Source organism: Enterococcus sp. DIV0008, assembly GCF_050542615.1.
Taxonomy (GTDB): domain Bacteria; phylum Bacillota; class Bacilli; order Lactobacillales; family Enterococcaceae; genus Enterococcus_D; species Enterococcus_D innesii.
This window is the reverse complement of record NZ_CP172937.1, coordinates 1845738-1866554: the sequence shown is the minus strand read 5'-3', so window position 1 is coordinate 1866554 and position 20817 is coordinate 1845738. Positions and strand designations below refer to the sequence as shown.

Here is a 20817-nt window from a genome sequence, read left to right as displayed (position 1 = left end):
ATGAGCGCATTAACGATTCAAGAGATCAAAGAAATCATCCCTCATCGTTATCCGATGCTTTTAGTGGATCGGGTAGAGGAGTTAGAAGAAGGCAAACGGGTCGTTGCGAAGAAAAACGTTACTATCAATGAGCCATTTTTCCAAGGTCATTTTCCCCATGAACCAGTGATGCCCGGAGTATTGATCGTGGAAGCAATGGCGCAAGCAGGTGCTGTGGCATTGCTATCATTGGAAGATTTTCGTGGGAAAACTGCCTACTTTGGCGGTTTAGACAAAGCGAAATTCAGAAAAAAAGTAACACCAGGCGATACCTTGATCTTAGAAGTAGAAATAATCAAAGTGAAATCTGCAGCCGGCATCGGCAAAGGAATTGCCTATGTTGATGGAAAAAAAGTGGCGGAAGCAGAATTGACTTTCATGATTGGATAGGTGAGACATGTTTTCTAAAGTATTGATCGCAAACCGTGGCGAAATCGCCGTACGTATCATTCGCGCTTGTCGTGAATTAGGTATTCAAACGGTCGCCGTTTATTCAGAAGCAGATAAAGAAGCGTTGCATACAGAGCTTGCCGATGAAGCGATTTGTATCGGACCTGCCAAAGCAGCCGACTCTTATTTGAATGTACAGCAGATCCTAAGCGCTGCGATCGTCACAAAGGCTGAGGCGATCCATCCCGGATTTGGCTTTCTTTCAGAGAATAGCCGCTTTGCTGCGATGTGCGAGGAATGCAATATCGTCTTTATTGGGCCAAAGAGTGAGACTATCGATGCAATGGGAAACAAGATCAATGCAAGACGCTTGATGATCGAAGCAGAAGTACCGGTCATTCCCGGAAGCAAAGGCGCGATTTCTGATGTGGAAGAAGCTTTAACGATCGCTGAAGAGATTGGTTACCCGGTCATGCTCAAAGCAGCAGCCGGCGGTGGCGGTAAAGGGATACGGAAAGTCGCAGATAAAGAAGCATTGCCGCATCATTTTGCTTCCGCACAGCAAGAGGCGAAAGCGGCATTTGGCAACGATGAAATGTACATTGAAAAAATCATTTATCCTGCTCGACACATAGAAGTGCAAGTGTTAGGTGATTCTTTTGGTAATATTATCCACCTTGGTGAACGCGATTGCTCGCTACAACGCAACAACCAAAAAGTGTTGGAGGAATCTCCTTCTGTGGTGATTTCTGAAAGCAAGCGAGCAGAACTAGGAGAAGCAGCGGTACGTGCCGCACAAGCGGTAGGGTATCGTAATGCTGGCACGATCGAGTTTTTAATGGCGGACACTGGGGAGTTTTATTTCATGGAAATGAACACTCGAATCCAAGTGGAACACCCCATCACCGAAATGGTGACAAACATTGATCTAGTCAAAAAACAACTTGAAGTCGCTAGTGGTGAACCGCTAGGCTTGACGCAAGCAGACATCAAGATGACGGGCGCGGCGATCGAATGTCGGATCAATGCAGAAAATCCAGCCTTCAATTTTGCACCCTCTCCTGGTAAGATCAACAATTTGTTTTTACCAAGTGGCGGTCTAGGCGTTCGTGTAGACAGTGCCATGTATTCCGGCTACACGATCCCACCTTATTATGATTCGATGATCGCTAAAGTGATTGTTCACGGTGAGAATCGTTTTGAAGCATTGATGAAAATGCAGCGGGCGTTAGCTGAATTAGTGACCGATGGTGTCATTACGAATGCAGAATTCCAAATGGACTTGATCAGTCACCCGAAAGTGATTGCGGGAGACTATACTACCGCCTTTTTACAAGAGGAATTTTTGCCGAATTGGACACCTGAACAATAGGAGGGAAGTTGAGTGGCTTTATTTAAGAAAAAAAACTACATTCGCATCAATCCTAATCGAGGTCAGCTGCCAACGAACGAACCAGTCGTCCCAGATAATCTTTGGGCGAAATGTCCTAGTTGCAAACGAACGCTTTATACGAAGGAGATGGGGGCGGAAAAAGTCTGTCCTCACTGCGGGTATAATTTCCGAATCAGTGCCTGGGAACGGATCGCTATCACGATTGATGAGAAAAGCTTTGAAGAATGGGACACAGATGTAACCACAAAAGATCCCCTTGATTTCCCAGGGTACCTGGATAAAGTCGCACAAATGCAAGAAAAAACTGGGTTGCATGAGGCTGTCCTCACAGGAGAAGCCAAAGTTCAAGGATTGCCGTTAGCGATCGGGATCATGGATGCGAATTTCATCATGGGCAGTATGGGAACGGTCGTGGGGGAGAAGATTACCCGTTTGTTTGAACGTGCGATCGAAAAACAGCTACCAGTTGTTCTTTTTACCGCTTCAGGTGGTGCACGGATGCAAGAAGGAATTTTGTCACTGATGCAAATGGCAAAAATCTCTGCGGCGGTAAAACGCCACAGTAAAGCTGGCTTGTTTTATCTAACGGTTTTAACGGACCCGACCACCGGTGGCGTTACCGCTAGTTTTGCGATGGAAGGGGATATCATTCTAGCAGAACCGCAAGCCTTGATTGGTTTTGCTGGACGACGAGTGATTGAACAAACCATTCGTCAGGAATTACCTGAAGATTTTCAAAAAGCAGAGTTCTTGCTAGATCATGGCTTTGTCGATCAAATCGTTCCACGGACGAACTTACGGGAGAAAATCCACCATTTGATTTCTTTGCATACGCGGAAAGGATGGGATCGCAATGACTAGAACAGCCCACGAAATCGTTGAACTCGCTCGCAGCAAAGACCGTTTGACGGCACTGGATTACTTTGAAGGCATTTTTTCTGAGTTTGAAGAGTTTCATGGAGACCGTCTGTTTGGCGAAGATGAAGCTGTCGTTGGTGGGATCGCTTGTTTAGATGGCAAGCCAGTGACCGTGATCGGTATTCAAAAAGGCCGTAATCTGCCTGAAAACTTACGCAGAAACTTTGGCTCGCCACATCCGGAAGGCTATCGCAAAGCGTTACGCTTAATGAAGCAAGCCGAAAAATTTCAGCGACCTGTGGTCACATTGATCAATACAGCAGGGGCATTTTGCGGTATTGGTGCGGAAGAGCGCGGGGAAGGGGAAGCAATTGCCCGTAACTTGATGGAAATGTCCGATTTAACGGTGCCAATTCTGGCAATCATTATTGGTGAAGGCGGCAGTGGCGGTGCCTTAGCACTGGCATTAGGCGATGAAGTGTGGATGATGGAACATTCGATCTATGCGATTTTATCTCCCGAAGGCTTTGCTTCGATCCTATGGAAAGATGGCAGCCGTGCCAAAGAAGCTGCTGGCTTGATGAAGATCACTGCCCAAGAACTATATGAATTAGGCGTTATTGAAAAAGTGATTGCTGAAACCAATGAAGAGGCCTTTTTACCGAAAGAGCAATTGATGGAACAGATGAAAGCGGCAATCTCAACGAAACTTGCTGAACTTTCTACCTTGCAAACAGAAGAATTACTTGAGGCAAGGTATCAGCGTTTTCGTCGATTTTAACAACTAGGATATCCACTCTGATTAAAGGGAGGGTATCCTAGTATTTTTTTATTGAAAGTGTTATTGAATAAATCGGGCAAATGACAAAGTTTTTAGTTTAAAATTTAATTATTCTGTGCTACTATGTATATATTCTGAATATAAGAAGATTATATTGCATAAATATTTGTTTTGAAGAGGAGCGTTTTTAATGAAAAAATTATTTGGAGCACTTGTTGTATTGACGGGGATTTTGGTTTTAGGAGCTTGTGGGAATGGCGGCTCATCGAGTACTGGAAGTTCTAGTGCCAGCGGTTCGGCGGATAATCAATTGGAAGCCATCAAAGCAGCTGGTGTGTTAAATGTGGCAACTTCTGCTGACTTTGCCCCGTTTGAATTTCATGCCTTGATCGATGGCAAAGATACGATCGTGGGCGCAGATATCGATATGGTCAATGAGATCGCTGATCGTCTTGGTGTCGAAGTGAATATTTTGGATCTTGATTTCAATGCTGTTTTGACTGCTTTGCAACAAGGGAAAGCCGATATCGCTGTTTCAGGCATCTCAGCAACTGACGAACGTAAACAGACTTTTGATTTCACCGATAACTATTTTACACCAGAACAAAAATTAGTTGTTAATAAAAACAATGAATCGGCATTTGATTCAATCGAAAGCTTGTCTGGAAAAAAAGTAGGCGCTCAAAAAGGCTCGATCCAAGAAATGATCGTTCAAGATCAATTAGCTGATTCGCAATTGGTTTCCATCGCCAAAGTTCCGAATCTAGTCAATGAATTGAAACAAGGCTCGATCGACGGTTTGGTCCTTGAAAGTGCGGTTGCTGAATCGTATGTTGCACAAAATGATGACCTCGTGATCACTGATGTAGCATTAGAAGCATCTGAAGGTGATTCTTATGCAATTGCTTTACCTAAAGGGAGCACCGAACTACAAGAAGAACTAAACAGTATTTTGAAAGAATTGATTGAAGATGGTACAATCGATGAGTATGTACAAAAGAACACAGATCTAGCCAATGAAAATGCGGCGCAATAGATAGAACGGAGTAGACACAATTATGGATTTATCCTTTTTAGCGATATATTACCCTTATTTTCTTTCTGGTGTGGTGATCACCATCGTGATCTCTATCATCACCGTGATCTTTGGAACGATTCTAGGGGTGATTTTTGCCCTAATGAAATTATCAAAAGTGACGCCTTTGCGCTGGTTTGCTAATGCGTATATTGAAGTCATCCGCGGCACACCGATGCTGGTGCAAATTTTGATCGCTTTTGGTCTTTTGCAAGGAATGTTTGCTTTGCCGACGGTCTCAATCGGCGTGCTGAGTCTTGATTTTGGGCGGCTCTTCCCAGGGATCATTGCCTTATCACTAAATTCCGGGGCATACGTTGCTGAAATCGTCCGAGGGGGGATCAATGCCGTTGATTACGGACAAACAGAAGCGGCAGGATCTTTAGGGCTGCGGCCTTTTCAAACGATGCGTTATGTCGTGTTGCCACAAGCACTACGCAACATTTTGCCGCCACTAGGCAATGAATTTATCGTTTTGATCAAGGATTCCTCTTTGCTTTCAACGATCGGTATCTATGAGTTAATGAACAGTGCCCAGATCGTTGTCACCAGTTCTTTCCAACCGTTAACGCCTTTTTATGTAGCGGCGGTCATTTACTTCATCTTGACGTTTACGACTTCGCGACTATTGAGTTTATGGGAAAAGAAACTAGGCAAAGGCTATCGTCGTTAAAAGGAGAAGACAAGCTATGATGTTAGATATTCAAGATTTACACAAAACCTTTGGCAGCAATCAAGTGCTAAAAGGGATCACCACGACGATCGATCAAGGAGAAGTCGTGGTGGTGATTGGGCCATCTGGGTCAGGAAAAAGTACGTTTTTACGCTGTTTAAACCTATTAGAAGTACCGACAAGCGGGAAGATATTTTTTGAAGGAACCGATATTACCGATCCAAAAAATGATTTATATAAGATGCGGGAAAAAATGGGTATGGTTTTTCAAAATTTTAATCTTTTTCCGAATATGACGGTTTTAGAAAACATTACCTTGTCCCCGACGAAAGTCAAAAAGGTAGCAAAATCGGCAGCGGATCAGTTGGCAAAACAACTTCTGAATGATGTCGGTTTACCAGATAAAGCAAAAGCTTATCCTCAAAGTCTTTCTGGTGGACAAATGCAGCGGATCGCCATCGCACGAGCTTTGGCGATGGAACCGGATGTGATGCTCTTTGATGAACCGACTTCTGCGTTAGACCCTGAAATGGTTGGCGAAGTATTGTCCGTTATGCAGCGTTTGGCTCAGCAAGGAATGACGATGGTCATCGTCACTCATGAAATGGGCTTTGCGAAAGAAGTCGCGGATCGGATTTTATTTATGGATCAGGGAATCATTATGGAGGAAGGAACGCCAGAACAGATCTTTGATCATCCGAAAAATCCACGAACCATTGATTTTTTGAGTAAAGTATTGTAAACTGCGAGAAGTTCGCAGTTGTTAGTGATAAATTTGGACCTTTCCTAAGCATCCTTTCAGTAAAAGGATGCTTTTTTGATGAAAAAAAGACTACTTTAAAGAAGTGATAGAACAAACGGTTGTCTTGGCAGGTTCCTTTTTCAGCTCTTTTACAAGAAACCTGCATAAACTGGCGCACTTGCTAGTATTCAAAAAGATTCTATTGTATAATTACAGGTTGAAGAGGTCTGATCCTTTTAGAAACGTTCTGTTTATGTTTGGTGAGATAGGACTGTATCTTTTAAGGAGCGACTATGTGGATCGTTGACGAGTCGCCGATTTTTAATATGCGAAGAAATCATGCAGCAAAGGAGATTTTATGTTTTCAAATTATAAACCGACTTGGATGGTCGATGCGATTTATAAAATTACGCCCAGCCAACTTAAGGCACAGGGAATCAAGGGGATTTTGACTGACCTTGACAATACCTTGATTGCTTGGAACAATCCTGATGGAACCGAAGAATTAAAAAACTGGTTATTGGAAATGAAAAACGCTGGCATACCGGTGATAGTGGTTTCTAACAACAATAGTGAACGAGTGGCACGGGCAGTTGCCCCCTTTGGCTTAAAGTACGTACACCGCGCACTAAAACCTTTTTCAAGAGGCATCAAACAAGGGTATCAGCAATTAGGTTTGAAAAAAGAAGAGGTCGTCATGATCGGCGATCAAATCATGACGGATGTACGAGGTGCCAATCGTGCCGGTGTTCGCAGTATTTTAGTGAAACCAGTGATCCCAACGGATTCTTGGAAAACCCAGTTTAATCGAGCGGCAGAAAGAAAAATCATGAACTATCTATTGAAACATAACCCAGAGTTAAAATGGCGTGGAGGAATTTAATATGACAGAAGGAATCGAAGAAATTCACTGTATCGGCTGCGGGGCATTGATTCAAACAACAAACCCTAACGAATTGGGGTACACCCCGCAATCTGCATTAGAAAAAGGAATTGAATCAGGAGAAGTCTATTGTCAACGTTGTTTCCGCTTGCGCCATTACAATGAGATTCAAGATGTTTCGCTGACAGACGATGATTTTCTGCGTTTACTGAATGAAATCGGAGAAAAAGATGCCTTGATCGTTAATGTCGTCGATATTTTTGATTTTAATGGTTCATTGATCCCAGGACTGCACCGCTTTGTTGGGAATAATCCTGTCTTATTAGTGGGCAACAAGGTGGATATTTTACCGAAATCTTTGAAAAAATCGAAGATGACCCAATGGATGAAGGAACGTGCCCATGAAGCTGGCTTAAGACCCGTCGATGTATTATTGACTAGCGCCAAGAAACCAGGTGAAACGGAAGCTTTACTGCAAGCGATCGAAACGTATCGTGAAGGACGCGATGTGTATGTGGTTGGTGTGACAAATGTTGGGAAATCAACATTGATCAATCAAATCATCAAACAAACAGCGGGGATCAACGAACTGATCACGACTTCGCGTTTCCCAGGAACCACATTGGATAAAATCGAGATTCCCTTGGATGACGGACACTTCTTGATCGACACACCAGGAATCATTCATCGTCATCAAATGGCGCATTATTTAGGTAAAAAAGATCTAAAAATCGTGGCACCAGCCAAAGAGATCAAACCAAAGGTGTATCAGTTGAATCCAGAACAAACCTTGTTCTTAGGAGGACTTGCCCGGTTTGATTTCATTCAAGGAGAACGCAGTTCATTTATTGCTTATGTAGCAAATGATGTGGCGATCCATCGGACCAAATTAACGAAAGCCGATGAGTTTTATGAGAAACATGTTGGTGGGCTGCTGCAGCCGCCGCGAGCAGATGAAGTGGCGGATTTTCCTGAACTCGTCCGTTTTGAATTTTCAATCAAAGAAAAAACCGACATCGTTTTTGCGGGACTTGGCTGGATCACGATCACCAAACCGTGTGTCATCGCCGGGTGGGCGCCAAAAGGTGTCGATGTGCTTAGACGTAAAGCATTAGTATAAGGAAGAAGGAAGATTATGGACTTACGAGGAAAACAAAAAAGATTTTTACGAAGTGAAGCGCACCATTTAAACCCGATTTTTCAAATCGGCAAAGGCGGTTTGAATGACGCAATGATGGCGCAAATTGAAGAAGCACTAGAAAAACGAGAATTGATCAAAGTCTCATTGCTCCAAAATACCGATGAGGTTGCTGACGAAGCAGCTGAAACGATCCGTGAGAAAGTCGGCTGTGAAGTGGTACAGATCATCGGACGAGTGATCGTTTTATTCAAACCGTCAAGCAAAGAAAAATACCAAACGATTTCAAGCAAAGTTCGTTCAATTTAGGAGGGAAAAGGCATGCAAGGACAAACATTTGGCAAGGTACAAACGGTTTTAGAAACACAAACACAAGAACTGGTACCGAAAAAGCAAGTGGGCATTCTTGGTGGAAATTTTAATCCAGTACACTACGCACATCTGGTCATGGGTGAGCAAGTAGGGCAAGCATTAGGGCTGGATAAAGTTTATTTCATGCCTGAGTATTTACCGCCTCATGTTGATGAGAAAAAGACGATCCCAGCTGAGCACCGCTTGGCGATGTTGGAGTTGGCGATCGCCGATAATCCGCGATTTGCTGTAGAGACCATTGAGTTGGAACGAAAAGGGAAGAGTTATACAGTTGATACGATGCGGGAATTGACAGCTAAGAATCCAGATACTAATTATTATTTTATCATTGGCGGAGATATGGTGAACTATTTACCAAAATGGCATCAAATCGATGAGCTGATGGAATTGGTAACGTTTGTGGGGGTTCGCCGCCCGGAAGTGCCCATTGACAGTCCATACCCGATTATTTGGATTGATATCCCCTTGATGGATGTCAGCTCAACGACAATTCGTAAAAAAGTACAACAAGGTTGTTCCGTTCGCTACTTATTGCCAGATAATGTGTTACACTATATTCAAGAAAAGGGGTTGTACTTGGATGAAGAGTGAACACTACACACAAGCAGAACGGGAACTTTTGATGCAAAAGGTCCAAATGCAGATGAGTCAAAAGCGCTTTGAGCATGTGTTGGGTGTCGAAAAAACCGCCGTTGCCCTTGCGGAAAAATATGGCGCTTCACCGGTCAAAGCCAGCATTGCTGCTTTGACTCATGATTATGCAAAAGAACGCAGCGATGAAGAATTTCGATTAGTCATTCGTAGAGATGGCTTTGATTTGGATCTCTTGAACTGGAACAATGCGATCTGGCATGGACTCGTCGGTGCTGATTTCGTTCAACGAGAATTAGAGATCGATGATGAAGAAATCTTACAAGCGATCCGTTTGCACACCACCGGAGCTGCCAAGATGAGCCTACTAGATAAAATCATCTATGTGGCAGATTATATCGAACCCGGACGAACGTTTCCTGGAGTCGTTGAGGCTAGGGAAATCGCAATGATCGACTTAGATGCCGCTGTTGCTTACGAAACGAAACATACCTTGCTTCATTTGATCGAAACAGAAGCAGTTATCTACCCAAAAACGATCGAAACCTACAATTTTTGGGTAGCCAAATATAGGAGGGAATTACCATAGATAGTCAGAAAATATTAGAAATTGCTGTAAAAGCCGCCGATTCAAAACATGCCGAAGATATTATGGCATTAGATGTGCGGGAAATCTCTTTACTAGCAGATTACTTTGTGATCTGTTCAGGAAATAGTGAACGTCAAATCAATGCGATCATCGATGAAGTCATCGATAAAGAAGAAGAAAATCAAGTATCTGTTCGCCGTGTCGAAGGAAAAGATGGTGGAAAATGGGTCTTGATCGATTTAGGTGACGTGATCGTTCACGTATTCAGTGCCTCAGAACGTGCTTTTTACAACCTAGAAAAATTATGGTCTGATGCGCCGCTTGTGGATCTTAATGAATGGGTCGTGGCGTAATGGCTTACGAAACCTTCGCATTTGTCTATGACGAAGTAATGGATTCCAGTCTCTATAAAAAGTGGCTGGATTTTTCTTGTCGTCATTTAGGAGAAAGAAAACAGCTGTTAGAATTGGCTTGTGGAACCGGTGCGTTAGCCGTTGAATTTGCCAAGGCTGGTTTTGATGTGACTGGGTTGGATCTTTCAGAAGAGATGCTGATGATCGCTAGTCAACGGGCAGAAAAAGAAGCGGCAGCTGTGCAGTTTGTTGCGGGTGACATGCTGGATCTCGTAGATGTTGGCACCTATCAAGCAATTACCTGTTATTCTGACTCCCTTTGCTACATGGAAGACGAGCAGAGTGTGCAGCAAGTTTTTGATGGTGTTTACAGTTGTTTAGAAGAAGATGGCGTGTTTTTATTTGATGTGCATTCTTTATATCAAATCGATGAAGTCTTTCCTGATTATAGCTATCATTACCAAACCGATGAATTTGCCTTTCTTTGGGAAAGCTATCAAGGCGAAAAAGACCATAGCATTGAACACTTTCTGACCTTTTTTGTTGCACAAGAGAATGGCTTGTTTGAACGCTTAGATGAGCTTCATCAAGAAAGAACCTATCCTCTCGAAAGCTATTTAAGAATGTTAGAAAATGCTGGTTTTGCTAATGTTGAATGCTACGCCGATTTTATCGATACGAAACCAAATGAAAAAAGCCGTCGCTGGTTTTTTGTCTGCCATAAGTAACCGTTATGTAAAACAGGAGGGATGTCGATGAAGGCTTGCGGACTAGTCGTAGAATATAATCCTTTTCACCATGGACACCAATACCACGTGGACAAAGCTCGGCAAGAAACCAACGCCGAGGTCATTGTAGCCGTGATGAGTGGAAATTTTTTACAGCGTGGTGAACCGGCAATCATCGATAAATGGCAGCGAGCCCAAGCGGCATTGCAAAATGGCGTCGATTTGGTCGTTGAACTGCCATCCGCTTGGGCCGTCCAGTCTGCTGATTTTTTTGCAGCGGGAGCGATTAGGGTCTTACAAGATCTGCAATGTGATTCTTTGTGTTTTGGAACAGATGCGAAACAACCCTTTGACTATGCAAAGTTCGCTCAGTTTGAAAAAGAAAATCAGCGGATGATCGATGATGCATTTCAACGCATAGCTAGGCAAAATGCTACCTATAGTCAAAAAATGAGTGCGGTTCTCAGTGAGCTTTATCCTGAGTACCATGCAGAAAAAGATCAGCCGAATCATCTGTTGGGAATGGCGTATGCACGGGAAGTGTTACATTATGAAAAACCATTGCGCTTGGTCCCCATCCAACGTGTTGCGGCGTCCTATCATTCAGAACAATTCGATCATCCAACGATCGCCAGTGCAACAGCCATTCGCCAAGCAATCAAACAAGGTGCAGCTGTTGCGGATTTTGTTCCGGAAGCTACACAAAACTTTCTTTCACAAGCAACAGTCGACTGGGAAGCTTTTTGGCCGTACCTTCAATACCAGATCATTTCTGCCCCTCTTGAAAAATTAGCGGCTATTTACCAGATGGAAGAAGGACTAGAATATCGACTGAAACAATATGTGACGGCGGCGGATTCTTTTGCAGATTTTATCAAGTTGTTAAAGACGAAGCGTTATACCCAAACGCGGCTGCAGCGCCTTGCTTGTTATGTATTGTTCCAAGTGACAAAAGCTGAAATGAAGGAAGCCCAAGAACATTCCTTTATTCGAGTCTTAGGGTATACGAAGCAAGGGCAGCACTATTTAAAAGAGGTCAAAAAAGAGCTGACCCTGCCGCTGATCGCTAAATTCGGTAAGCAAGAAGCACAGCGCTATGGCTTGTCATTGCGGATCGACCAGATCTATCAACAAGGGAATGCTCAAATCACAGAACAAAATTTTCGAAGAATTCCGCTTTTTATTGATAAATAAGTGAAAATTACTTCACAGAACGCCATTTGACAAGTATAATGAATAAGGATTTTTAAAAACAAGAAAGCGAAGTGAAATCATGGGTCGTAAATGGGCAAATATCGTAGCGAAGAAAACTGCTAAAGATGCAAACAATAGCCGAGTTTATGCAAAATTTGGAATCGAAATCTACGCAGCAGCAAAATCGGGTGATCCTGATCCGCACGCGAACCAAAAATTACGCTTTGTTATCGAACGTGCGAAAACCTACAATGTGCCAAAACACATTATTGACCGTGCGATTGAAAAAGCCAAAGGTTCTGGCGATGAACAATACTCAGAACTTCGATATGAAGGATTTGGACCAAACGGATCTATGGTGATCGTCGATACTTTGACAAACAACGTCAATCGGACTGCAGCTGATGTTCGGGCCGCGTTTGGTAAAAACGGCGGGAACATGGGCGTTTCAGGTGCAGTTGCTTATATGTTTGATAACACGGCACTCTTTGGCTTTGCCGGTGACGATGCGGATGAGATCTTAGAATATTTGATGGACAAAGAGATCGATGTTCGTGATGTTGTTGAAGAAGATGGACAAATCATCGTTCACGGTGAACCAAGTGACTTCCATGCCATTCAAGAAGTCTTGAAAGAAAAAGGAATCACTGAATTCTCAATTGCAGAAATGCAAATGATTCCTCAAAATGAAGTAACCTTGACGGGTGACGATCTAGAAAAATTCGAAAAAATGATCGATGTGTTAGAAGATCTTGAAGACGTACAAAACGTCTATCACAATGTGGCAGACGCCGAAGAATAAAACGCACTTGGCAGCCTAGAGGTAATCTGGCTGCCATTTTTTGGTGTTTTTTTTAATGGGTTTTCCGCTGCTTAGCCAAGTGAAAAAACAAGAGAGCGAGAAGCACTTCTCTTGAAAATTCTTCCAGATTCATTATCTTTTCAGTTGGTTTCTAGGCATTTTATATGTTATGATTTACTACATAAGCAAACAACTCGTTAGGGGGGCAGACATGGAAGAAAAAATCGTTTTAGAGCCATTTAATCGAATCTTAAGTGGTTTTGAGAAGCTAGCAGAAGTGTCTGTATCGATTTCTGACTGTTCGGCCCTTTGCCGAAAATATAAAAAGTATGGGGTAGAGGGGTATCGTTTGGGCGATTATCGTGGTTCTTCCTACTTAAATCGTTATTTAAACGTCGTGGTTGATCGCGCACCATTATTGATTTATAAAGAGCGTTTTTTGATTCCATTAGTCTTTCGCATGTCGGAATACTCTGAACGACTTTTTATCGATGAGTACCGAATGGAAGGGTTCTTCTTGCTGTTGGATTGGCTTTTAGAGCACCGACCAGAAAAAGCAATTATTGATTATAAACGAACGCGTGCTTTGCCTCACAGAAAAGAATTTGTTATCGATAGTTCATATGTACTTTTTCGATTGACAGAAATTCTTGATGGGGCTGGCTTCCCTCTTAGTCGCTTTACGACGATTGAGGAATTCAGTCAATGGAATCGTACCCATCGCTTGATCGATAACGGCAGTATCGGCCGACATACAAAATTATTCGTTCCAGAAGATCCAGAACACGTTTCTGAGCTGCAAATGATTTTAACCATCGTCGGGATGCGTTATCCAGAAACCCGCTTGTTTATCGGCGAATTAAAAGGCTAAAAAACATCACTTTCGACTGTTTCTTCAAAAGAAACAAGCCGATCGTGATGTTTTTTTGTTAGTTTTTTAGTCAATCTTTGATGCTTCTTGGAACTGATAAGTGGTAGGATCAGCTTTTGCTAGCAGTGGCAATTCCTCTTGGGTGACGACGGTCAACTGATGCATCGCCCGTGTCGCCATTGTATAAAAAATCAATTGGTCTTGTTCAGTCACGAAAGTGGCACCTGGTGTCCAGACAAATACTTGGTCAAACTCTAGCCCTTTTGCTAAAAAGGCCGGGAAGATCATCACATTGCGTTTCATGAAGTCTTCTTCAGAGGTGATCAGCTGCACTTGTTCCTGCATTGTTTCTGCCAGCTGGGCATATAACTGCTGGCAATCCTTTGCGGTTTTACAAATGATCGCGGTGCGCCAACGCTGATTCTCAGCTGCGTCAAGAATACTAGTTTCTAGGAAAGCCAGATTTTCAGTTGCAGTTCCTTTAGTAATTACTGGTACCGCACCTTTACGAGCCGTCAATTCCACTTGATCACTGCCCACTAAAAATTGATTGGCGAAATCTGTGATTTCCTTAGTCGAACGATAGCTGGTTTTCAATTGATAACGTTTCACACTTTCGTGGGGGAATAATTCTGCTAATGCCCCGACGATCGTTTCATTGCCATACACTTTTTGATTCAAATCGCCGCAAAGGGTGATACCAGCCTTTGGATAAAGCTGACGCAGCAATGCCACTTGGGCAGGTGGGAAATCTTGCATTTCATCGATAAAGATAAACCGAGCTTTTTCTTCGACGTGAACAGGATAGAGCTGTTTAATCAGTAAGAAAAACAAAACGGCGTCTTCTTGTTTGATTTGTCTTTGGCGCATACCTTGACGAATGTCGGCAATACTTTGCTGCCAAGCCGCAGCCTCGATGCCAGTTTCTTTGACTGCAGCAGACTCAACCGATTGTAGAAAGTGTAAGTATTGTTTGGCTTGGTTGATAAACTGAAAGTTTTTCACTCCCCGCGTCAAGGAACGGAACTTCTTGCGGACGATTTGCTGTCTGAGCTTCTTCCGTAAACGGCGTTCGTTTTCTTCGCTGTATTCTTGATGAGGATCGTTGGCGAATACTTGTTGCAATTGTTCTTCGGTCGCTTCTTTGACCCAGTCTTTTTTGGCTTCATCTTTTTCCAAGCCGCCGATTTTTTTTAATAATTTCGTTTGAAGCAGTTGGGTTCTTTGGTAAATCGGCAGTTCATTATTGGTTTCTTGATACCAGCGGCGAATTTGTTCTTTTGTCAAATAGGTTTGCCCTTGGATTTTTAGATCACGGAACAAGGGACCAATCGGTGCGATCGAACGGACATAACGGTTGATTTTTTCCACCAAGAAAAGACTGCTTTTGATTTTTTCAATGGCGTCGTCGTCTCCGCTTAAAAAGGTTTCTTCTTGTTGGGTTTCTTTCGTCACTTCATAGCCAGTCAGAATCAATTGGATAAAGTGGTGGAAGGTTCTTGTGGGCACTTCACTTTCCCCTAAAGAAGGCAGGACCATGGAAATATAATCAGAAAACAAATGATTGGGTGAAAACAGCAAGACTTGTTTTTCATCCAGCCATTTGCGATTACGGTAAAGTAAAAAGGCGACCCGCTGCAACAAAGCAGAGGTTTTCCCACTTCCAGCAATCCCTTCGATCAGTAAGAATTTATTGGTGGTATCACGAATGATTTGGTTCTGCGCTTTTTGGATCGTTGAAACGATGTTACGCATTTGAGAAGAAGAGGCTTCATCCAAAATTTCCAACAAAAATTCGTCATTGATGATCTCCGAAGTATCGACCATCGACAAGATTTCACCATTTTGAATTTTAAATTGGCGTTTCAAAAGCAATTCTACCGTAAACCGATCAGTGTCTGTTTCGTAGAAGGTCTCACCAAGCTCTCCTTCATAGTAAAGATTGGCGATCGGTGCGCGCCAGTCAATGACGATCGTTTCTTCATCTTTGTCTCGTAATGAAGCGATCCCCAAATAGAGGGTCTCGGTCTCTTGTTCTTCTTTGAAATCGATTCGAGCAAAATACGGATTGCCCGCCATCGTTGTTAAGGTTTTGACGCGTTTTTCTTGCGATTCTGCGGTTTGGTATTTTATCAGCAATTCTTGTTCATGCTGCTGGTACTCGATAACTGATTCATAAAAGGCTTCACTGTCGCCCCCGCGAATTTTCTTATCGGCGATTTCTTTTAATTGATCATCCATTTTAGCGGCTAACTCTTGTTTTTGCTGCGAAAGGATCGCTTGTTCTCTGTGGATCAGAGCAATGGTTTCATTAACATGTTGTTGTTCTTTTTGACGTTCGTTCACGAAGGATCCTCCTTAAAAAAATTGCGACATAAAATTATAGCATATTTTCCCTGCGAATGTCGTGGAAAAAAAGAAACTATGCTAATATTTATAGAAAGAGCATAGTAATTCAAAAATTAGTCGAATTAGAGGTGGAAAGAGTGAGGGAAGAAGCAGAACTACTCCGACTGATCCAATCGGTGGGCGAAGGTGTTGGGGCACGTGCCATCGGTTTATCTGGTTCACGGACCGATCCGCAGGCGCCAAAAGATTTTTTGCAAGACTTTGATGTGGTTTATGTAATGGATGATATTCAGCCCTTGGTCGATGATCCTTCATGGTTAGAAGCCTTTGGACCGCTCATGATCAGGCAAACACCGGAAGCTAGCACCATCTATCCGCCCAGTCTGGGTGGTTGTTTTACGTACTTGATGCATTTTTTAGACGGAGTAAGAATCGATCTCATGCTTTGTCCTCTTGCACTGGTCGATCGGCTGGCTAACGAACCAGGCTTGCAGCCGCTGCTTGATCCAGACCAATTACTAAGTTTTACTAATCAAGCAAATCATTCGCATTACTGGATCAAGCGTCCGACCCAAGCCGCTTTTCGGGAACACTGCAACGAATTTTGGTGGGTAAGCACGTATGTCGTGAAAGGGCTGCTTCGAAAGCAGCTGATTTATGCTGCGGATCATTTATACACCATTTGTTGGCAAGAATTGTTATGGATTGAAGATTTGTTTGTTGCCCACACTCAGCAATTTCAGGTGAGTACTGGAAAAAATCATAAATACCTGCAGTCGTTTCTCACGGAAAAGGAGTGGCGGGAATTGACCTCATTGCTTGATTTTTCCACGATCACTGCTTGCGGTCAGTCACTTTTGAAGATGCAAAAACGATTTGATGGCCAAGCAAAGAAAATTAGCGAGAAATTGGGATTGGCGTATGATTGGCAAGAAGCTGAGAATGTCCAAAAATATACGAAGTATTGGAGTGAAAAAAATTGGCAGATGAGACCAGAGAACCAAAAATAAAAGACAGTCAGATTCAGGCTTTTTGGCAACAATTTTTAAAAGTAAACCCAAGAAACCAATCTGCTCTGACCTATGAAGATGCTTGGTCCTTTGGTGATACCCCACAAATGGCCGATGAACTGGCAGCACTGGTTTTAGCTGGCAAAAAGACGGCAACGACATCTGCCGCTGCCCTCTATGAAATCGAGCAAGAAGCATTGCCGCAATCAGGAACGTATAGTGTTCTTTTAGATGGTTCGGATGTACCAAGAGCTGTTCTTTATTTAGAGTCAGTGTCGATCGTGCCTTTTGATGAGGTGACAGCAGCGTTCGCCTTTTTAGAAGGGGAAGGAGATCGCACTTTGGCTTATTGGCGCCGTGTTCATGAAGCTTTTTTTCGACGAGCTTATGCCTCAGCGGGTTTGTCTTTTCACGATCAAATGCTGTGTGTTTGCGAGAAGTTTTCTGTTGTGTATCAAGAAGATGAAGGCCATGATTTTCAATGAAAAGCGCGACAATCGCTTTTGTCTTTCTGAAAAAGGTGTATAATCAAAAGCAAACAAAGGAGGAAATCGTATGCCATTTATCCATGTCGAACTAGTTGAAGGGCGTTCACAAGAACAACTGACGAATATGATGAAAGAAATCACTGAGGCAGTCCATAAAAATACGGGTGCCCCTAAGGAGCATATCCACGTTATCATCAATGAAATGAAGCAAGGAACCTATGCTGTGAATGGCGATTGGAAATAATTCTCTTGCTTTTTCTTGTAGGTAGTGGTTTAATTGAGCCATAATCGATCAATAAAAAAGACACCTGAATTTGAGAGTCTTCGATAAGAGAGGGAAATCTTGGCTGAAAATTTCCTAGAAGAAAACCAAAGGATGACCACTTTTTTTAGACCTCTGTCGAAACGGAGGCGGTTGAACCGTTATCTCATGAAGAGGAAAACAGACTTTTTCTGTTTTTAAACAATAGGTGGAACCACGAGTGATCGTCCTAGTATCGTAACCGATACTAGGACTTTTTTTATTGATTGAAATCATTCAAAGGAGGACATTCATATGTCATTATTTATTACATTTCCTGATGGCGCAAAAAAAGAATTTGCTGTTGGGGTAACAACCAAAGAGATTGCTGAAAGTATCTCGAAAAGTCTTGCAAAAAAAGCCTTAGCTGGAAAAGTCAATGGGCAACTGATCGATCTTTCACGTCCGATCGAAGAAGATGCAACGATTGAGATCGTGACACCCGATCACGAAGACGCTTTAGGCTTACTTCGTCATTCGACAGCTCATTTAATGGCTCAAGCTATGCGCAGACTCTATCCATCGATCCATTTTGGGGTAGGACCTGCAATTGATTCTGGTTTTTACTATGACACAGATAATGAGGAAAACCCAGTAACTGCGGAAGATCTACCGGCAATCGAAGCAGAAATGATGAAGATCATCAAAGAAAATCTGCCAATCGAACGACGTGTATTAACAAAAGAAGAAGCGTTGGCCCTTTTTGCCGAAGATCCATACAAAGTAGAGTTGATCACTGAATTACCAGATGACGAAACGATTACTGCCTATCAGCAAGGTGAATTTGTCGATCTTTGCCGCGGTCCTCACGTCCCATCAACTGGTCGTATCCAAGTATACAAATTGTTATCAGTGGCAGGTGCTTACTGGCGTGGAAGCTCTGATAACCAGATGATGCAACGAGTATACGGAACAGCCTTTTTCGATAAAAAAGACTTGAAGGAATTTATCCGTTTACGGGAAGAAGCAAAAGAACGCGATCATCGTAAACTAGGGAAAGAATTAGAATTGTTTATGTTGTCTCCTGAAGTCGGCGCTGGTCTGCCTTTCTGGCTGCCAAAAGGAGCAACGATCCGTCGTACGATCGAGCGTTATATCGTGGATAAAGAAGTTAGCCTTGGGTACCAACACGTATACACACCAATCATGGCAAACGTGGATTTATACAAAACATCAGGGCACTGGGATCATTACCACGAGGACATGTTCCCACCAATGGATATGGGTGATGGCGAAATGCTGGTTCTACGACCAATGAACTGTCCGCACCATATGATGGTTTACAAAAATGACATTCATTCGTATCGTGAACTACCAATTCGGATTGCTGAATTAGGGATGATGCACCGCTATGAAAAATCTGGCGCGCTATCAGGGTTGCAACGGGTTCGTGAAATGACCTTAAATGACGGTCATACATTCGTTCGTCCTGATCAAATCAAAGAAGAATTCAAACGGACACTGGATCTTATGGTGGGCGTTTACGAAGACTTTAATATTACTGACTATCGTTTCCGTTTAAGCTATCGCGATCCACAAAATAAAGACAAATATTTTGATGACGATGCGATGTGGGAAAATGCGCAAACAATGCTAAAAGCAGCCATGGATGAATTAGAATTGGATTATTTTGAAGCTGACGGTGAAGCAGCTTTCTATGGACCTAAACTAGATGTCCAAGTGAAAACAGCTCTAGGTATGGAAGAAACATTGTCAACGATCCAATTGGATTTCTTATTGCCAGAACGTTTTGATTTGACATACGTTGGTGAAGATGGCGAAAACAACCACCGTCCAGTGGTGATCCACCGCGGGATCGTTTCAACGATGGAACGTTTTGTGGCTTATTTGACAGAAGTCTATAAAGGGGCATTCCCGACTTGGTTGGCACCAATCCAAGCATCGATCATTCCGGTCTCAGTCGAAGCCCACAGCGACTATGCCTACGAAATCAAAGAACGCTTGCAAGCGCAAGGTCTGCGAGTGGAAGTAGATGATCGCAATGAAAAAATGGGGTACAAGATCCGTGCGTCGCAAACACAAAAAATTCCTTACCAAATCGTTGTTGGGGATCAAGAAGTCAATGACGCAACAGTCAATATTCGTCGCTATGGCAGCAAAGAAACTCAAGTGGAAGAGTTGAATCTTTTTGTTGATGCTATGGCTGCAGAAGTGAAAAACTATAGCCGCGCATAGTTTTTGTTACAAAGAAGATAATTGTCTTATAGTATATGCACCTGCTTTTTAGCAGGTGCTGTTTATCTCTTTTTGTTCTATAAAAACTGTGGAAAATGCAGAAAATTTTGTTTTTGTGAATAAAATCATATATAATTAACCGGTAGCAACAAGGAGAAAAATAGAAGGGGTATGTGATGAACTATAATTATGGAGTAAGAAAAAAATCGGTTGTATCGGTCATTCTATTAACATTTATTACTTGTGGTATTTATACATTCTTTTGGATGTACCAAACAACCAAAGAGCTAGCAGAGTACAGTGGGGACAATCGTCTTTCACCAGAGACGTCGATTTTATTAACGATCCTTACTTGTGGGTTGTATCAAATTTATTGGTGGTATCGAATCGCGGATATCTTTATGAGTGCGCAACAACGAGCGAAAATGCCTCGTTTGAGTGACAACAAAATCCTGTTTGTTGTCTTAAGCCTCTTTAATTTTGATTTTATCAATATGGCGATTTTACAAGGAGACATGAACCAAATGTGGGAAGCAGCTGATCAAAATACTATGACATCATCTGATGCTTCAAATGATCCGTTTGATTCAGATGATTGGGTCGATTATTGATCTGTCCGTTTAAATGGATAACGGGGGTTCCTTGTCCAGGTTGTGGCATGACGCGCGCATATTTACATTTATTCCAAGGCGATCTTCAAGGCGCGCTACATTTTCATCCCTTGTTTTGGTTAGTGCCGATCGTATTCGGGATCGTTTTATTCAAAAAAAATCCGAAAATCGGCAAACTTTACCACAGTCAAAACCTGTGGGTGACATTGACACTTTTAGTACTAGTGGTTTATGGCGGTCGGCTCTGGCTTCATTTCCCACATGAAGCGCCAATGGACTTTGATCCAGAAAGTATTTTCCCACAACTACTACGTCGGATTGGTCAAGTGATTCACTAACATCCATTCACCCAAGCATTAAAAAACATTAAGAAAATGCTTTGTTTTTTTC

At 42.6% G+C, this 20817-nt stretch carries 24 protein-coding genes; 23 read left to right on the top strand and 1 reads right to left on the bottom strand.

Features of this window, described 5'->3' with window-relative positions; translation table 11 throughout:
* From fabZ to IGI84_RS08855, 17 genes are all read left to right on the top strand, one after another.
* Entirely contained in the window at positions 1–429 is a 429-nt protein-coding gene (gene fabZ, locus IGI84_RS08935; RefSeq protein WP_005225895.1) for a 3-hydroxyacyl-ACP dehydratase FabZ, read from the top strand.
* A 7-nt stretch (positions 430–436) separates the two neighbouring features.
* Positions 437–1801 carry an acetyl-CoA carboxylase biotin carboxylase subunit gene (locus IGI84_RS08930; RefSeq protein WP_005225896.1) on the top strand — a complete coding sequence of 455 codons (1365 nt, stop codon included), beginning with the start codon at positions 437–439 and terminating at the stop codon, positions 1799–1801.
* A gap of 12 nt (positions 1802–1813) precedes the next feature.
* The gene (gene accD / locus IGI84_RS08925) at positions 1814–2683 is read left to right on the top strand and encodes an acetyl-CoA carboxylase, carboxyltransferase subunit beta (RefSeq protein ID WP_005225897.1); all 870 of its coding nucleotides are present in this window, start codon (positions 1814–1816) and stop codon (positions 2681–2683) included.
* Entirely contained in the window at positions 2676–3461 is a 786-nt protein-coding gene (locus tag IGI84_RS08920) for an acetyl-CoA carboxylase carboxyl transferase subunit alpha (protein WP_220426586.1), read from the top strand. The genes accD and IGI84_RS08920 overlap by 8 nt, the downstream gene beginning before the upstream one ends.
* A gap of 190 nt (positions 3462–3651) precedes the next feature.
* Entirely contained in the window at positions 3652–4497 is an 846-nt protein-coding gene (locus tag IGI84_RS08915) for a transporter substrate-binding domain-containing protein (protein WP_005225899.1), read from the top strand.
* A 22-nt stretch (positions 4498–4519) separates the two neighbouring features.
* Entirely contained in the window at positions 4520–5209 is a 690-nt protein-coding gene (locus IGI84_RS08910; RefSeq protein WP_005225900.1) for an amino acid ABC transporter permease, read from the top strand.
* Between the two features lie 16 nt (positions 5210–5225).
* Positions 5226–5951, top strand: a complete 726-nt coding sequence (locus tag IGI84_RS08905) for an amino acid ABC transporter ATP-binding protein (RefSeq protein ID WP_005225901.1) — start codon at positions 5226–5228, stop codon at positions 5949–5951.
* 358 nt (positions 5952–6309) lie between these two features.
* Positions 6310–6834, top strand: coding sequence for a YqeG family HAD IIIA-type phosphatase (locus tag IGI84_RS08900; protein ID WP_008378174.1), 525 nt, complete (start codon positions 6310–6312; stop codon positions 6832–6834).
* A gap of 1 nt (position 6835) precedes the next feature.
* Positions 6836–7954, top strand: a complete 1119-nt coding sequence (yqeH, locus tag IGI84_RS08895; RefSeq protein WP_077454368.1) for a ribosome biogenesis GTPase YqeH — start codon at positions 6836–6838, stop codon at positions 7952–7954.
* 15 nt (positions 7955–7969) lie between these two features.
* On the top strand, positions 7970–8281 hold the full coding sequence (yhbY, locus tag IGI84_RS08890; protein ID WP_005225905.1) for a ribosome assembly RNA-binding protein YhbY: 312 nt from the start codon (positions 7970–7972) through the stop codon (positions 8279–8281).
* A gap of 12 nt (positions 8282–8293) precedes the next feature.
* Positions 8294–8935 (top strand): nicotinate-nucleotide adenylyltransferase, encoded by a 642-nt coding sequence (locus IGI84_RS08885; protein ID WP_005225906.1) that lies wholly within the window; start codon positions 8294–8296, stop codon positions 8933–8935.
* Positions 8925–9524 carry a bis(5'-nucleosyl)-tetraphosphatase (symmetrical) YqeK gene (gene yqeK / locus IGI84_RS08880; protein WP_081118631.1) on the top strand — a complete coding sequence of 200 codons (600 nt, stop codon included), beginning with the start codon at positions 8925–8927 and terminating at the stop codon, positions 9522–9524. Before IGI84_RS08885 ends, yqeK begins: the two co-directional genes overlap by 11 nt.
* Positions 9525–9535: 11 nt before the next feature.
* Entirely contained in the window at positions 9536–9877 is a 342-nt protein-coding gene (rsfS, locus tag IGI84_RS08875) for a ribosome silencing factor (protein WP_034695537.1), read from the top strand.
* Positions 9877–10605, top strand: a complete 729-nt coding sequence (locus tag IGI84_RS08870) for a class I SAM-dependent DNA methyltransferase (protein WP_077454365.1) — start codon at positions 9877–9879, stop codon at positions 10603–10605. The genes rsfS and IGI84_RS08870 overlap by 1 nt, the downstream gene beginning before the upstream one ends.
* 27 nt (positions 10606–10632) lie before the next feature.
* Complete coding sequence (locus tag IGI84_RS08865) at positions 10633–11799, top strand: nucleotidyltransferase (RefSeq protein WP_096742798.1); 1167 nt, start codon at positions 10633–10635, stop codon at positions 11797–11799.
* A gap of 79 nt (positions 11800–11878) precedes the next feature.
* Positions 11879–12601 (top strand): YebC/PmpR family DNA-binding transcriptional regulator, encoded by a 723-nt coding sequence (locus IGI84_RS08860; RefSeq protein ID WP_220426585.1) that lies wholly within the window; start codon positions 11879–11881, stop codon positions 12599–12601.
* A 211-nt stretch (positions 12602–12812) separates the two neighbouring features.
* Positions 12813–13472 (top strand): hypothetical protein, encoded by a 660-nt coding sequence (locus IGI84_RS08855; RefSeq protein WP_077454441.1) that lies wholly within the window; start codon positions 12813–12815, stop codon positions 13470–13472.
* Between the two features lie 66 nt (positions 13473–13538).
* Here IGI84_RS08855 and helD read toward each other — a convergent pair whose 3' ends face one another.
* The gene (helD, locus tag IGI84_RS08850) at positions 13539–15818 is read right to left on the bottom strand and encodes an RNA polymerase recycling motor HelD (protein WP_220426584.1); all 2280 of its coding nucleotides are present in this window, start codon (positions 15816–15818) and stop codon (positions 13539–13541) included.
* 140 nt (positions 15819–15958) lie between these two features.
* Here helD and IGI84_RS08845 point away from each other — a divergent pair, with 140 nt between their 5' ends.
* The 6 genes from IGI84_RS08845 (at position 15959) to IGI84_RS08820 (ending at position 20765) form a co-directional block, all read left to right on the top strand.
* Positions 15959–16831: an aminoglycoside 6-adenylyltransferase gene (locus tag IGI84_RS08845; protein ID WP_081118628.1), complete on the top strand. Its 873-nt coding sequence runs from the start codon at positions 15959–15961 to the stop codon at positions 16829–16831.
* Positions 16801–17316 carry an ASCH domain-containing protein gene (locus tag IGI84_RS08840; protein WP_081118627.1) on the top strand — a complete coding sequence of 172 codons (516 nt, stop codon included), beginning with the start codon at positions 16801–16803 and terminating at the stop codon, positions 17314–17316. The genes IGI84_RS08845 and IGI84_RS08840 overlap by 31 nt, the downstream gene beginning before the upstream one ends.
* A 70-nt stretch (positions 17317–17386) precedes the next feature.
* Entirely contained in the window at positions 17387–17563 is a 177-nt protein-coding gene (locus IGI84_RS08835; RefSeq protein ID WP_005225916.1) for a 2-hydroxymuconate tautomerase, read from the top strand.
* 312 nt (positions 17564–17875) lie between these two features.
* Positions 17876–19816: a threonine--tRNA ligase gene (gene thrS, locus IGI84_RS08830; RefSeq protein WP_430600209.1), complete on the top strand. Its 1941-nt coding sequence runs from the start codon at positions 17876–17878 to the stop codon at positions 19814–19816.
* A gap of 176 nt (positions 19817–19992) precedes the next feature.
* Positions 19993–20427, top strand: coding sequence for a DUF4234 domain-containing protein (locus IGI84_RS08825; RefSeq protein WP_086292276.1), 435 nt, complete (start codon positions 19993–19995; stop codon positions 20425–20427).
* Positions 20427–20765 carry a DUF2752 domain-containing protein gene (locus IGI84_RS08820; protein ID WP_170920140.1) on the top strand — a complete coding sequence of 113 codons (339 nt, stop codon included), beginning with the start codon at positions 20427–20429 and terminating at the stop codon, positions 20763–20765. Before IGI84_RS08825 ends, IGI84_RS08820 begins: the two co-directional genes overlap by 1 nt.
* The last annotated feature ends 52 nt before the right edge of the window (positions 20766–20817 follow it).

Bases quoted from the DNA above. Each gene is read 5' to 3' on its own strand.
- fabZ (WP_005225895.1), top strand. From the start codon at position 1: ATGAGCGCATTAACGATTCAAGAGATCAAAGAAATCATCCCTCATCGT.
- IGI84_RS08930 (WP_005225896.1), top strand. From the start codon at position 437: ATGTTTTCTAAAGTATTGATCGCAAACCGTGGCGAAATCGCCGTACGT.
- IGI84_RS08920 (WP_220426586.1), top strand. From the start codon at position 2,676: ATGACTAGAACAGCCCACGAAATCGTTGAACTCGCTCGCAGCAAAGAC.
- IGI84_RS08915 (WP_005225899.1), top strand. From the start codon at position 3,652: ATGAAAAAATTATTTGGAGCACTTGTTGTATTGACGGGGATTTTGGTT.
- IGI84_RS08910 (WP_005225900.1), top strand. From the start codon at position 4,520: ATGGATTTATCCTTTTTAGCGATATATTACCCTTATTTTCTTTCTGGT.
- IGI84_RS08905 (WP_005225901.1), top strand. From the start codon at position 5,226: ATGATGTTAGATATTCAAGATTTACACAAAACCTTTGGCAGCAATCAA.
- IGI84_RS08900 (WP_008378174.1), top strand. From the start codon at position 6,310: ATGTTTTCAAATTATAAACCGACTTGGATGGTCGATGCGATTTATAAA.
- yqeH (WP_077454368.1), top strand. From the start codon at position 6,836: ATGACAGAAGGAATCGAAGAAATTCACTGTATCGGCTGCGGGGCATTG.
- yhbY (WP_005225905.1), top strand. From the start codon at position 7,970: ATGGACTTACGAGGAAAACAAAAAAGATTTTTACGAAGTGAAGCGCAC.
- IGI84_RS08885 (WP_005225906.1), top strand. From the start codon at position 8,294: ATGCAAGGACAAACATTTGGCAAGGTACAAACGGTTTTAGAAACACAA.
- yqeK (WP_081118631.1), top strand. From the start codon at position 8,925: ATGAAGAGTGAACACTACACACAAGCAGAACGGGAACTTTTGATGCAA.
- IGI84_RS08870 (WP_077454365.1), top strand. From the start codon at position 9,877: ATGGCTTACGAAACCTTCGCATTTGTCTATGACGAAGTAATGGATTCC.
- IGI84_RS08865 (WP_096742798.1), top strand. From the start codon at position 10,633: ATGAAGGCTTGCGGACTAGTCGTAGAATATAATCCTTTTCACCATGGA.
- IGI84_RS08860 (WP_220426585.1), top strand. From the start codon at position 11,879: ATGGGTCGTAAATGGGCAAATATCGTAGCGAAGAAAACTGCTAAAGAT.
- IGI84_RS08855 (WP_077454441.1), top strand. From the start codon at position 12,813: ATGGAAGAAAAAATCGTTTTAGAGCCATTTAATCGAATCTTAAGTGGT.
- IGI84_RS08835 (WP_005225916.1), top strand. From the start codon at position 17,387: ATGCCATTTATCCATGTCGAACTAGTTGAAGGGCGTTCACAAGAACAA.
- thrS (WP_430600209.1), top strand. From the start codon at position 17,876: ATGTCATTATTTATTACATTTCCTGATGGCGCAAAAAAAGAATTTGCT.
- IGI84_RS08825 (WP_086292276.1), top strand. From the start codon at position 19,993: ATGAACTATAATTATGGAGTAAGAAAAAAATCGGTTGTATCGGTCATT.